This is a genomic window from Salinicola sp. DM10, from assembly GCF_017306975.2.
In the GTDB taxonomy this organism is placed as follows: Bacteria; Pseudomonadota; Gammaproteobacteria; order Pseudomonadales; family Halomonadaceae; genus Salinicola.
This window is the reverse complement of record NZ_JAFLEN020000001.1, coordinates 1,227,997-1,239,722: the sequence shown is the minus strand read 5'-3', so window position 1 is coordinate 1,239,722 and position 11,726 is coordinate 1,227,997. Positions and strand designations below refer to the sequence as shown.

At 69.6% G+C, this 11,726-nt stretch carries 12 protein-coding genes; 5 read left to right on the top strand and 7 right to left on the bottom strand.

What is annotated here, in order from left to right; all coding sequences use genetic code 11:
• Nucleotides 1-60 precede the first annotated feature (60 nt).
• The 5 genes from J0A90_RS05495 to def all read right to left on the bottom strand — a co-directional run bounded on the left by J0A90_RS05495 (nucleotide 61) and on the right by def (nucleotide 4,169).
• Complete coding sequence (locus J0A90_RS05495; protein ID WP_035473958.1) at nucleotides 61-267, bottom strand: dodecin; 207 nt, start codon at nucleotides 265-267, stop codon at nucleotides 61-63.
• Between the two features lie 47 nt (nucleotides 268-314).
• A complete protein-coding gene (locus tag J0A90_RS05490; protein ID WP_233076519.1) occupies nucleotides 315-1,058 on the bottom strand; it encodes a nicotinamidase in 744 nt (247 codons plus the stop codon).
• Nucleotides 1,059-1,190: 132 nt separating this feature from the next.
• Nucleotides 1,191-2,552: a 16S rRNA (cytosine(967)-C(5))-methyltransferase RsmB gene (rsmB, locus tag J0A90_RS05485; RefSeq protein ID WP_207032108.1), complete on the bottom strand. Its 1,362-nt coding sequence runs from the start codon at nucleotides 2,550-2,552 to the stop codon at nucleotides 1,191-1,193.
• Entirely contained in the window at nucleotides 2,549-3,571 is a 1,023-nt protein-coding gene (fmt, locus tag J0A90_RS05480; protein ID WP_207032106.1) for a methionyl-tRNA formyltransferase, read from the bottom strand. The genes rsmB and fmt overlap by 4 nt, the downstream gene beginning before the upstream one ends.
• 85 nt (nucleotides 3,572-3,656) lie before the next feature.
• The gene (def, locus tag J0A90_RS05475; protein ID WP_035469807.1) at nucleotides 3,657-4,169 is read right to left on the bottom strand and encodes a peptide deformylase; all 513 of its coding nucleotides are present in this window, start codon (nucleotides 4,167-4,169) and stop codon (nucleotides 3,657-3,659) included.
• 333 nt (nucleotides 4,170-4,502) lie between these two features.
• On the opposite strand from def, the gene J0A90_RS05470 reads away from it, so the two are divergent.
• Together J0A90_RS05470 and dprA are read left to right on the top strand one after the other, a co-directional pair.
• Complete coding sequence (locus tag J0A90_RS05470) at nucleotides 4,503-5,621, top strand: LysM domain-containing protein (protein ID WP_207032104.1); 1,119 nt, start codon at nucleotides 4,503-4,505, stop codon at nucleotides 5,619-5,621.
• Nucleotides 5,618-6,772, top strand: a complete 1,155-nt coding sequence (gene dprA, locus J0A90_RS05465; protein ID WP_207032102.1) for a DNA-processing protein DprA — start codon at nucleotides 5,618-5,620, stop codon at nucleotides 6,770-6,772. Before J0A90_RS05470 ends, dprA begins: the two co-directional genes overlap by 4 nt.
• 238 nt (nucleotides 6,773-7,010) lie before the next feature.
• On the opposite strand, the gene J0A90_RS05460 is transcribed toward dprA, so the two are convergent.
• Entirely contained in the window at nucleotides 7,011-7,853 is an 843-nt protein-coding gene (locus J0A90_RS05460) for a 5'-nucleotidase, lipoprotein e(P4) family (protein WP_207032092.1), read from the bottom strand.
• 248 nt (nucleotides 7,854-8,101) lie between these two features.
• On the opposite strand from J0A90_RS05460, the gene J0A90_RS05455 reads away from it, so the two are divergent.
• The 3 genes from J0A90_RS05455 to aroE all read left to right on the top strand — a co-directional run bounded on the left by J0A90_RS05455 (nucleotide 8,102) and on the right by aroE (nucleotide 10,490).
• The gene (locus J0A90_RS05455) at nucleotides 8,102-8,650 is read left to right on the top strand and encodes an L-threonylcarbamoyladenylate synthase (protein ID WP_035469810.1); all 549 of its coding nucleotides are present in this window, start codon (nucleotides 8,102-8,104) and stop codon (nucleotides 8,648-8,650) included.
• 98 nt (nucleotides 8,651-8,748) lie between these two features.
• Nucleotides 8,749-9,681, top strand: coding sequence for an oxygen-dependent coproporphyrinogen oxidase (gene hemF, locus J0A90_RS05450; protein ID WP_207032083.1), 933 nt, complete (start codon nucleotides 8,749-8,751; stop codon nucleotides 9,679-9,681).
• Nucleotides 9,678-10,490, top strand: a complete 813-nt coding sequence (aroE, locus tag J0A90_RS05445; protein ID WP_207032081.1) for a shikimate dehydrogenase — start codon at nucleotides 9,678-9,680, stop codon at nucleotides 10,488-10,490. Before hemF ends, aroE begins: the two co-directional genes overlap by 4 nt.
• A gap of 320 nt (nucleotides 10,491-10,810) precedes the next feature.
• Here aroE and J0A90_RS05440 read toward each other — a convergent pair whose 3' ends face one another.
• A complete protein-coding gene (locus J0A90_RS05440) occupies nucleotides 10,811-11,617 on the bottom strand; it encodes a M48 family metallopeptidase (protein WP_035469822.1) in 807 nt (268 codons plus the stop codon).
• Nucleotides 11,618-11,726 lie beyond the last annotated feature (109 nt).

Sequence of the window (11,726 nt, the reverse complement as noted above, 5' to 3'; positions counted from 1 at the left end):
GAAAAACAAACACCGGCGCGGGCGGCGACAGTGTCGCTGCCCGCGCCGGTCGGGCAACGATCAGTCGAGGGAGATACCCACCTTGACCGTTACCTGCCAGTGGGCGATGCGCTCGTTCTCGATGTGCCCGCGGGTTTCGGTGACCTCGAACCAGCGCATGCCGTGCAGCGACTCGCTGGCCTTGGCGATGGCGTTCTGCACCGCGGCTTCGATGCCGTCGGGGGAAGAACCGGTGATCTCGACCTGCTTGTAGACGTGGTTGCTCATAGGGCTACTCCTTCTGGGTGATGACGTTTTCTGGGCAATGACAGCCGTCAGGCCTCGATCACCGCGATCTCCAGCGCCGCCAGCCGTGCAAGCACGTCGGCGTCGGTGTCGAAGGTGACGGGTCGGGTCAGCGGCCATAGAAAATGGGTACGGAAACCGGCGGCCACCGCGTCCTCGGCGGTCCACAGCACGCATACGTCGCGGGCCAGGCCGCAGACGTAGACATCGCTCACGCCGCGGTCGCGCAGCCAACCGGCCAGCCCGGTGGCGGGGCGATGGCCGTCGGGGCCGATGTTATTGCGAAAGGCGCTGTAGGAGTCGGTGCGCGGGTCGGTGCCCTTGCGGATGATCACGTCGCACGGCGACCAGTCGATGGCCGGGTGCAGCGCCGCGCCCTCGCTGCGCTGTACACAGTGGTCCGGCCACAGGGTCTGGCTGTGGCCGTAGAGTTCGATCGCCTCGAACGGCTGGTGCGGTGGATGGCATGACGCGAAGGAGACGTGTCGCGCGGGGTGCCAATCCTGGGTCGCCACCACGTGGCCGAAGGCGTGCTGCGCCAGCAGCCAGGCAATACCCGGGAGAATCGCATCGCCCTCGGCGCAGGCCAGGGCACCGCCCGGCATGAAGTCGGGCTGCACGTCGACGATCACCAGCGCGCTGTTCTCGGCGATACCGTCGAGGGACGCCAAGGCAGGCTGGGTCTGGACGTGCGGCGTGAACGCGGTCTCGCTCTGGGGTTCGGGTTCGCTGGCGGCCACCGCACAGGTCGTGTCGGTGGTAGTGGCTGACACGCGGGAACCTGACACGCTCTTGGCGGGCACGGGCGGCCTCCCTGATCCGGTATCCACCCTCAGTATCGAAGCGCACCAGCCAGGGCGCAAGTCGGCGGGGAGATCAGGCTCCCCGCCGCCGAGGTCCGCCCGTTACGGCGTCGCCTTCTCCAACCGCGCGTAGAAGAAGCCGTCGTGGCCGTTCTGCGCGGTCAGGAGCTGGCGGCCTTGGCCGGCGGGCTGGCCCCAGGCGAGGTCGTCGGGGGTGGTGGCGCGGGCATCCGGGGTGCGCGCCAGGAAGGCGGCGATCTGCTCGGCGTTCTCGGCCGGTAGCACCGAGCAGGTGGCGTAGAGCAGGGTGCCGCCGGGGGCGAGCTGGCGCCACAGGTTGTCGAGCAGGCGCGCCTGCAGCGCAGCGAGTTCGCCGATATCGCTGGCGCGGCGGGTCAGTTTGATGTCCGGGTGGCGGCGGATCACCCCGGTACCCGAGCAGGGGGCGTCGAGCAGGATGGCATCGAAGCCCGCGCTCGGCGCCGCGGCGTCGGTATTCTGCGGGGTCTGGCCCAGCGTCTCGGCGAGCGGGGCGCTGCTGGCATCGAGGGCGCTCAGGCGGGCGTCGAGACCCAGCCGCTCCAGGGTGGCACCGACCCGCGCCAGCCGGCCGGGGTCGATATCGCTGGCGGTGAGATCGAGGGTGAAACGCTCCAGCAAATGCGCGCTCTTGCCGCCGGGGGCGGCGCAGGCGTCGAACACCCGGGCGCCATCGCGGCCGTCGAGCGCTGGCGCCAGCAGGTCGGCGCAGAGCTGGGCGGATTCATCCTGCACGCTGACGTCGCCCTCGTCGAAGCCCGGCAGCTGGTGCACGTCCACCGCCGCGGCGAGCTGGATGCCGTCGGCGGCGAACTGGCAGGCGCTGGCCTCGATGCCGGCGGCAGTGAGGCGTTCGAGGTAGGCCTCGCGCGTGCTCCGGCGGCGATTGACGCGCAGGGTCATGGGCCCGGCCTCGTTGTTGGCCGCGCACAGGGTCTGCCAGGCATCGGGCCAGGCCTGGCGCAGCGCCTTGAGCAGCCAGGCGGGGTGCCACAGCGCCACCGGCGGGTCACGGTCGACCTTGGCCTGGAGTGCCACCGATTCGCGCTGGAAGCGGCGCAGGCAGCCGTTGAGCACGCGGGTGGCCCAGGCCTTGCCCAGCCCGCGGGCGGCACCGGCGGTCTCGCTGACGGCGGCGTGCGCCGGCACGCGCATGTGCAGGAGCTGGTAGAGACCCAGCAGCAGCAGCGCCTGCACGTCGCTGTCGCGCTTCTTGAACGGCTGGCGCAGCAGCTCCGCGGCCAATGCATCTAGGCGCGGATAAGCGCGGCAGACACCGAAGCAGAGCGCCTTGACGAAGCCGCGGTCGCGCTCGGCCACCGCGTGGGCGGCGATCTCGCCGTCGAGTGAGGCAAGCGAGCCTTCGCCGTTGATCACCGGCACCAGCAGCTTGGCGGCCACGGCCCGTGCACTGATTGCGCTCATGCGTCGGCTCCTGTCGACTCTTCTGACTGGCCCTGGTCTGGCTGGCCCAGGCGCTGCCCGGCGCCGAGCCGTGACGCCTTGGCGTTGAGCAGGTCGCGTGCTGCCAGCGGCTTGCCGCCCGGCAGCTGCAGCCGGGTGACCCGCAGCACCTCGCGTCCCTCGCTACCGCAGGCGATGCGCAGGGCATCGTCCGCCGGGGCAAGCAGGGTGCCGGGGGGCGTGGCGGGCTGGGCGGTGCCCGTCTCGGCCTCGGCCAGCCACAGGCGCACGCTGTCGCCGTCGAGCCGTGTCCAGGCCACCGGCCACGGATTGAAGGCGCGCACCCGGCGGGCCAGCGCCGCGGCGGGCTGGCGGAAGTCGAGTTCGGCCTCGGCCTTGGAGAGCTTACTGGCGTAGGTGACCCCGTCGTCAGGCTGCGGCGTCGGTGTCAGGTCGCCCTCGCTCAGCGCGTCGAGGCCGGCGATCAGGGTCTCTCCACCGAGGGCGGCCAGGGTGTCGTGGAGTGTGCCGCCGGTGGTGGTGGCATCGATCGGCGTGCGCCGCACCAGCAGCATGTCGCCGGTATCCAGGCCGGCATCCATCTGCATCAGGGTAATGCCGCTCTCGCTGTCGCCGGCCTCGATGGCGCGCTGGATCGGCGCCGCACCGCGCCAACGCGGCAGCAGCGAGGCGTGCACGTTGAGACACCCCAGCCGCGGCAGGTCGAGCACCGCCTGCGGCAGCAGCAGACCGTAGGCGACCACCACCATCACGTCGGCCGCGAAGTCGTCCAGCGTCTGCTGCGCCTCGGGCGTCTTGAGCGAAGTCGGCTGACACACCGGCAGGGCGTGATCCAGCGCCAGCTGCTTGACCGGGCTCGGCGTCAGCTTGCGCCCGCGACCGGCGGGGCGGTCGGGCTGGGTGTAGACGGCGACGACCTGATGGCGCGAGTCGAGCAGCGCCTGCAGGCTCTCGGCGGCGAAGTCGGGCGTACCGGCGAAGACGATGCGTAGCGCGCGGCCGTCGGTGCTGTGGCTCATGCGGCGGGGTTCCTCTCGAAGCACGAAAGGCCGGCGTCGCGGTGACGGCCGGCCTCGAACGAAGACTGACGTGGGCGAATCCGGATCAGGCGTCCTGATCCTGCTTGTGGCGCTTCTGCATCTTCTTGAGCACGCGGTCGCGCTTGAGCGGCGACAGGTAGTCGACGAACAGCACGCCTTCGAGGTGATCGCACTCGTGCTGGATGCAGTGGGCGAGCAGACCGTCGGCGTCGAGCTCGTAGGCCTTGCCGTCACGGTCGGTCGCCTTCAGGTGAACGCGCAGGGCGCGCGGCACTTCGGCGTAGTAGTCGGGGATCGACAGGCAACCTTCTTGCAGCGGCTGGCGCTCGTCATCCAGCGGCGTGTAGCTCGGGTTGATCAGCACCAGCGGCGAGCTACGGTCGTCGCTGACATCCATGACGATGACGCGCTGGTGTACGTCGATCTGGGTCGCCGCCAGACCGATGCCCGAGGCGTCGTACATGGTCTCGATCATGTCGTCGACCAGGGCGCGGATCTCGTCGTCGACCTGCGCCACCGGGGCGGCCTTGGTGCGCAGGCGGGGATCGGGATATTCGAGGATGGTTCTGATGGCCATAGCGTTCTGGGTGCCCGTCGGCATGGTTGACGTAATCCTCTATTGTAGAGCCGCGGCGGTGCGTTCTCAAAATCCCGCGACGCGATCGCGCCTTTCTAGGGTTTGTACGAAAAGTCAGCGAGCGAAGGCAAGACAAGGCAAAAATCGGCGAAAACGCGGAGTTTACGGGGTGTAAATGAGCATTCTGAGACGATTTTTAACGCCGTATTGCCGAGCGCAGGTAGTTTTCGTGCAAAGCCGAGGGCGCATTCAAGTCCCGTCGGCAGTAGCCGATCTACTCCTGACAGGCGCGGCACCGCCGCGCGCCCGATATTCAGCGTCAGGAACAAAGCGATGGCGAACGGCCTGCGGCTCTCACCCACTCGGTTCTTTCGCCGCCTGGCGTCATCGGCACTCGGCTGTGGGCTTTTGCTGTTCACGCTGACCGGGCCGGGTGCCGCGCCGGCGCTGGCCTACACCCTCAAGCCCGATGCCCCGAGTCGCTACCAGATTCGCCCGGGCGACACCCTGTGGGGCGTGGCGGCGCGCTTTCTCGAAGATCCCTGGTCCTGGCGCGAGCTTTTGCGGCACAACCCCGGCGTGGCCGGGCCCGAGCAGCTCTACCCCGGCGATGTGCTAGTGCTCGACCCCGGCGCCGGTGGGCCCGCGCTGCGCGTCGAGCGCGGCCGCGGCGAGACGGTCAGGCTCTCGCCCCAAGTGCGCCGAGCACCGGTAAGAGAGGCGCTGCCCAGCCTGCCGCTGGAGCGGGTGCGGGTCTTCCTGAAGGCTTACCGAATCGTCGACCCCGCCCTGCTGGATTCGGCGCCGCGGGTGGTGGCGGGGCAGGGCGGGCGTCTGCTCAGCGGCGCCGGGGATCGGCTCTACGCCCAGGGGCGGCTGCCGCCGGTGGGCTCGCGGCTGGGCATCTACCGCGCCGGAGACGACTATCGTGCCCCTGCCGACGGCGCTCCCCTGGGGCGTGAACTGCAGCGCCTGGGCGAGGCGCGGGTGGTTGAGCGCCAGCCTGACGTGAGCGAGCTGGAAGTGCTCGAGGCCGGGCGCGAGATCCGCGCCGGGGATGCGCTGCTGACGCTGGACGATGGAGGCATCACCACCGAGTTCTTGCCGCGGGCGCCGGCCTTGCCGATCACCGCGACCCTGCTCGCGGTGCCTGGCGGGGTGCGCTTCATCGGCCGTGACGACGTGGTAGCGATCGATCGCGGGCGTGCCGACGGGCTGGCGCCGGGGCACGTGCTGCAGGTGATGCGCCAGGGCGAGCGGGTGCGCGCCGCCGACGGCGAGGGCTGGATCACCCTGCCGCCACACGAGGCGGGCGCGGTGATGGTGTTCCGAGTCTTCGACCATCTCGCCTATGCGCTGGTGATGCGGGCCTCCGAGGCGCTGGCGGTGGGCGATCGGCTGATCACGCCCCAGGCACTTGGCGCCACGCTGGCGCGCGCGGAGGCGCCGTGAGCTCGGCGGGGCCGACACTGCGCGACTGGCTGGCGCTGGCCGCACTGCCTGGGCTCGGCCCCGCGCGGCTGTCGCCGCTGCTGCAGCGCTGGCGCGAGCCCGAGTCGCTAGCCTGGCCCCAGGGCTGGCTGGCGGCACTACCGGCTCGGCTGGCCCAGCCGCTGAGGCTGTGGCTCGATCACCCCACGAATAGCCCGCTCGAGGCTTCAGTCGAGGCGGCGCTGGCATGGCAGGCCGAGAGCCCGCGCCACTATCTGCTGCATCCGGGGCAAGCTGCCTGGCCCGTGCTGCTCGATCAGCTCCCCGACCCGCCGCTGGTGCTGTGGGCCAAGGGCGATCTGAGCGCATTGGCGACGCCGGCGATCGCCATCGTCGGCACGCGCAAGCCGACCCGTGAGGGGCGCGACAACGCCGCGGCCTTCGCACGCGATCTGATCGCGCGCGGCTTCGGCGTGGTCAGCGGCATGGCGCTGGGTATCGATGGCATCGCCCAGCACACCGCGCTGCAGGCCGGCGGCGCTACTGTCGGCGTGCTCGGCTGTGGCGTCGACGTGGTCTATCCGCCGCGCCACGCCGGGTTGTACCGCGATCTGCTGGCAGGGTGTGGGCTGCTGCTGTCGGAGCATCCGGCCGATACCGCCGCGCATCCGCGCTTCTTTCCGCGCCGCAATCGGCTGATCACCGGGTTGTCTCAGGGGGTGCTGGTGGTGGAAGCCGCGGAGAAGAGTGGCTCGCTGGTCAGCGCACGCCTGGGGCTCGAACAGGGGCGCGAGGTGTTCGCCCTGCCGGGCTCGATCCATAACCCCCAGGCCAGCGGCTGCCTGCGGCTGATCCAGCGCGGCGAGGCGGCGCTGGTGCGCAACGTCGACGACATACTCGCCGAACTGGGCCACTGGACACCGACAACGGCTGGCGAGCAGCTGGACATGGCGCCATCCGAGGCTGCCACGCCACCGGTCACGAGCCCGGAGGCGTCGGTCGGGCCGCACGCCGGGATATTGGCGCAGCTGAGCGATACCCCGACGCCGATCGACGTACTGGTGGCAGCGTGCGGCGAGTCGGTCGCCACGCTGCAACTGGCGCTGCTCGAACTCGAGCTGGAAGGGCAAGCGGCGCAGACCGCGGGAGGGTGGGTACGCCGCCGCGGTTGACACCGAGCCAGCGCCAGACCGCTGGACGGATCACCGCCCGGCGGTCTTTACGTGGGACTATGCGCTTTAGAGTGCCTTTCACAACCGCTTGACGACATGGGCTTGTCCGGCGGCAGGGCGTCGCGAGGGCGCTGTGAACCCTTCCCTGGGCGCTACCTTTGCCATCCCTGGCAAAGGACCCTCGCTTTGCCCTGCCCCCGGCGCCCATCGTCAGAGGGTTTGGACATGGGCTTTTAGGTCAGGGCGTCTCCGGACCACCCCACTGCTGCAGATGGTTGCGCCGGGCGCTGGCTTTCTGCGCGTCGTCCAGGCTCCAGTCATTGTGATAGAGCGCGCCCTCCCAGGCGCCATAAGCGGGGTTGGGCAGCACGATGTAGCGGCTGCCGAAGGCGTCCGGCTGGGCCTCGACGGCAGCGCGCCGGGCCTCGGCGCTGGCACGCTCGAAGCCCGCCGAAAAGTCGCCCAGATTGTCTCCCATCAGCAGGATCACCCAGTGCGACTGCGCCACCCGCTGGCGGCGTGCGGTCTTGTCGCTGCTCTCGATGCGCGGTAGGAAGTGCGCCTCGTCGGCATCTGGGAAGCCGACCTGGCGCAGGTTGCGCAGCGTGGACTGGGTCTCGTCGGCGCGCCTATTGGTGATGTAGAAAACCGCCACCCCGCGCGAGGCGGCGTAGTCGAGAAACGCCTTGGCTCCGGGCATCGCCCGAGCGCTGGCCTTGTCCACCCACTGGTGCCAGGTATCGCTCTGATAGTTCTCGCCGCTGGCGATCAGCCACGCTTCGTAGGGGCTGTTGTCGAGCACCGTTTCGTCGACATCGACCACGATCGCCGGGGGCCGCTGCTGCCCGTCGGCGGCGGCCAGCGCGCGGTCGAGGTTACGCCGCGCGAGATTGAACGCCTGATGGCTCAGCGCGGCGTACTCACCGGAGGTCTGCATCCACAGCGTCGCCATCACCAGCTGATCGGAGAGCGCCGGCGCCGGCGGCTGTTTCGTCTGCTGGGCCGGCTGCTGGGCGCAGGCGCTGAGGCTGCCGGCGCAGACCAGGCCGAGCAGCGCGAGGGATAGAGGCGATCGTGTCATCGTGGGCTCCTGCAACAAGGTGAGAGTCGGGGTGACGCCGGGCACGTTTCGGTACGCTGCCACTCGTTTCACTATGGCCGGCCCTCGCCGCGGGCGCCATCTTCGCTGGCCGCAGTCCGATGCCTGGCGCCCAAGGTCTGATCTTGGGTGCGCCTTGCGTCAGGGTGCGACGCTCGGGCGCGGAGGCGAGCCTGAGGCGGCGTGTTACCATCGCCGCAGCTTGAACAAGGCAACTCGAGGAAGCAGAGATGTCAGAGTGGGCCGCCGCGATTGCGGCGCTGAAACAGGGGGGCGTGATCGCCTATCCCACCGAGGGGGTCTGGGGACTCGGCTGTGACCCGGACGACGCCGATGCGCTGGCGCGAGTGATCGCGCTCAAGGGGCGCGCCAGCGACAAGGGCTTGATTCTGATCGCCGGCAGTCTGGAGCAACTGGAGCCGTGGCTCGCCGGCCTGGACGCCGAGCAGCGCGGGCGCCTGGCGGCGAGCTGGCCCGGCCCCAATACCTGGCTGATCCCCGACAACGGGCGCGCTCAGCCGCTGCTGCGCGGTGATCACACCACGTTGGCGGTGCGGGTCAGCGACCATCCGCTGGTGCAGCAACTGTGTGCTGCCTGGGGCGGGCCGCTGGTCTCGACCTCGGCCAACCGTGCCGGCGAAGCGCCGGCGATGAGCGCGCAGGCGGTGCGTGAGACCTTCGGCGGCGACGTGGCGGCGATCGTCGACGGTCCGCTGGGGGGGCGCGATCGCCCCAGCACGATCCGCGACCTGCTCAGCGACCGCGTGCTGCGCCCCTGAACCGGGCGGCTGTCATGCGCCGCGCCCGCCTGACAGCCGCCACGCGCCCCCTGGCAGCCGGCGCCCCATTTCCCGTACCCCGCAGAAGGACATCGACCATGGCACATTCGCACCTCGATAGCGTCAAGACCTACCTGCTCTCGCTGCAGGACTCCCTGTGCGACTCGCTCGCGGCACTGGATGGCGCCAAGAGCTTTGCCGAGGACAGCTGGGAGCGCGCCGAAGGCGGCGGGGGACGCAGCCGGGTGATCGAGGAGGGCGCGCTGTTCGAGAAGGGCGGGGTCAACTTCTCCCATGTGTACGGCGCCGAGCTGCCCGCTTCGGCCACCGCCGCTCGCCCCGAGTTGGCTGGGCGCAGCTTCCACGCGGTGGGAGTCTCCTGGGTGCTGCATCCGCGCAACCCGCACATTCCCACCGCCCACGGCAACGTGCGTTTCTTCATCGCCGACAAGCCCGACGAGGCGCCGGTGTGGTGGTTCGGCGGCGGTTTCGACCTGACCCCCTACTACCCTTACCTCGAAGACGCCCAGCACTGGCACCAGGTAGCGCAGCGCGCCTGCGAGCCATTCGGCGAGTCGGTCTATCCGCGCTTCAAGGCGTGGTGCGACGACTACTTCTTCCTCAAGCACCGCAACGAGACACGCGGCGTCGGTGGGCTCTTCTTCGACGATCTCAACGAGTGGCCGTTCGAGCAGTGCTTCGCCTTCCAGCGCGCGGTCGGCGACAGCTTTCTCGATGCCTATCTGCCGATCGCCGAGCGCCGCCGCGAGACTCCGTTCGGTGAGCGCGAACGCGACTATCAGGCGTTCCGCCGCGGGCGCTACGTCGAGTTCAATCTGGTCTGGGACCGGGGTACCCTGTTCGGGCTGCAGAGCGGTGGGCGTACCGAATCGATCCTGATGTCGATGCCGCCGCTCGCGCGTTGGCAGTACCAGTGGACCCCGGAGCCGGGCACTCCGGAAGCGCGCCTGCTCGCCTATCTCAAACCGCACGACTGGCTGAACGCCACCCAGGAGCCGCAACCCGCATGAGCGATCGTTACGCTGTCTTCGGCAACCCTATCGGCCACTCGAAATCGCCGCGCATCCATGCCGCCTTTGCCGCGCAGACCGGCGAAGCGCTGGTCTACGAGGCGATCGAGGCACCCAGCGACGATTTCGCCGGCGCCTGGCGTGCCTTCGTCGCCGACGGTGGGCGCGGGGCCAACGTGACCGTACCGTTCAAGCAGGAGGCCTTTGCCCTGGCCGAGGTGCATACCCCGCGTGCGCACCTCGCCGGTGCGGTGAACACCCTGTGGCTGGACGCCGACGGCCGGGTCCACGGTGATACCACCGATGGCGTGGGGCTGGTGCGCGACCTGCAGACGCACGCCGCCCCGCTGACGGGCGCGCGGGTGCTGCTGCTGGGGGCGGGTGGCGCCTCGCGCGGGGTGATTCAGCCGCTGCTCGAGGCCGGCGTGGAGAGCCTGCGCGTGGCCAATCGCACCCCGGCCAAGGCGCAGGCGCTGGCGGCGCTGTTCGCCGGCAGCGGGCAGGTCGTGGGCTGCGGCTTCGAGGCGCTGGAAGGGGGCTTCGACCTGGTGATCAACGCCACCAGCGCGAGCCTTGCCGGTGAGCTGCCGCCGCTGCCGGAGACACTCTTCGCCCCCGAGGCGCTGGCCTACGACATGATGTACGGCGCCGAGCCGACGGTCTTCCTGCGCTGGGCCGCAGCGCACGGCGCGCGCACGGTGGATGGCCTGGGCATGCTGATCGAGCAGGCGGCGGAGTCGTTCTGGCTGTGGCGTCAGGTACGCCCGGAGACTGCGGCGCTACTCGAGACGCTGCGCGCCGAGCTTTGAGGGAAACACTGCATAAATGCCTGCACGCGCGAATGGCTGCGTTACGCGGTACTCGAAAGCTCGCCTAACCCCAAGTTATGTCTCGCTTTCTGCGTTCCGGGCGCCTGGCCCTTCATCTCGTTCGGCGATTTATTCAGCTTTCCCTAAGACCGCGCGTTGCTCGTCGCGCTCGGTCAACCGTTTGCGATCTCAGCCCTTGGTGCAGTCGCCGAACGTAGAGTGCGGGCGTAAAGCCCAGTCGTAAGGCACAGATAGCAGACGGCCGCCGCCGGAGGATTCCGGCGGCGGCCGTTGTCGTGACCAGTTGGGGTTGCCTGGAATCACGCCTTGCAGTTGGGCCGCCGCCCGGCCGCCTTGGCCTGTTCGTAGCGCGGTACCGCTTCGTCGAGACGATTCTTCAACCCACTCATGCGCTGGTCGTTGCTGGGGTGGGTCGACATCCACGCCGGCGGCTCGCCCTGGCTGTTGGCGGCCATGTTCTGCCACAGATCGAGGCTGGCGCGGGGGTCGAATCCGGCGTCCGCCATTAGATCCAGACCCACCAGATCGGCTTCCGACTCCTGCTTGCGCGAGAACGGTAGGATCACGCCGTACTGCGCCCCGGCGCCCAGCAGCCCCATCACCTGTTCGCCGCCCGCGCCCTGCAGCCCGGCGGCGCTCTGCAGTACCGACAGCCCGGTCTGGGTGGCGGCCTGGGTGGAGACCCGCTCGTTGGCATGGTGCGCCAACACGTGACCGACCTCGTGGCCGATCACCGCGGCGAGCTGGTCCTGGTTGGTGGCGACCTTGAGCAGCCCGGTGTTGACACCGATATAGCCGCCGGGTAGGGCGAAGGCGTTGGCAGTGTCATCCTTGAACAGCTTCACCTGCCACTTGCCGATACCGGCGCTGGCCGGCACCTGGGCGGTGATGGCGTCGGCCACGCACTGCACGTAGCTCGCCTGGGCGCCGCCCACCGTGGGCAGTTGCTGCTCGTACTGGCTGAAACTCTGCTTGCCCATCTGGGCCAGCTCGTCATCGGAGTAGAAGGCGAGCTGGTTGCGCCCCAGAGGTGAGGTGCTACAGGCGCTGAGTAGCGCCGCGACGCCGAGAACGCCCAGGGCGCGGCGCGAGAGGGTGAGTGACATGCGGGTCTCCGAATACGAGTCTGGCGTTATCGTTGCTGTCTTGGCTGACGTCGAGGGCGGGCCGGTAGGGCGGTAACCGAGTCGGTTCGTCGCGTCAGCCCGTCCAAGA

Excerpts from the sequence above, each read along its gene's own strand:
- aroE (WP_207032081.1), top strand. The coding sequence starts at position 9,678 with ATGAGCGATCGTTACGCTGTCTTCGGCAACCCTATCGGCCACTCGAAA.
- J0A90_RS05455 (WP_035469810.1), top strand. The coding sequence starts at position 8,102 with ATGTCAGAGTGGGCCGCCGCGATTGCGGCGCTGAAACAGGGGGGCGTG.
- J0A90_RS05495 (WP_035473958.1), bottom strand. The coding sequence starts at position 267 with ATGAGCAACCACGTCTACAAGCAGGTCGAGATCACCGGTTCTTCCCCC.
- hemF (WP_207032083.1), top strand. The coding sequence starts at position 8,749 with ATGGCACATTCGCACCTCGATAGCGTCAAGACCTACCTGCTCTCGCTG.
- J0A90_RS05470 (WP_207032104.1), top strand. The coding sequence starts at position 4,503 with ATGGCGAACGGCCTGCGGCTCTCACCCACTCGGTTCTTTCGCCGCCTG.
- J0A90_RS05460 (WP_207032092.1), bottom strand. The coding sequence starts at position 7,853 with ATGACACGATCGCCTCTATCCCTCGCGCTGCTCGGCCTGGTCTGCGCC.
- fmt (WP_207032106.1), bottom strand. The coding sequence starts at position 3,571 with ATGAGCCACAGCACCGACGGCCGCGCGCTACGCATCGTCTTCGCCGGT.
- def (WP_035469807.1), bottom strand. The coding sequence starts at position 4,169 with ATGGCCATCAGAACCATCCTCGAATATCCCGATCCCCGCCTGCGCACC.
- rsmB (WP_207032108.1), bottom strand. The coding sequence starts at position 2,552 with ATGAGCGCAATCAGTGCACGGGCCGTGGCCGCCAAGCTGCTGGTGCCG.
- J0A90_RS05440 (WP_035469822.1), bottom strand. The coding sequence starts at position 11,617 with ATGTCACTCACCCTCTCGCGCCGCGCCCTGGGCGTTCTCGGCGTCGCG.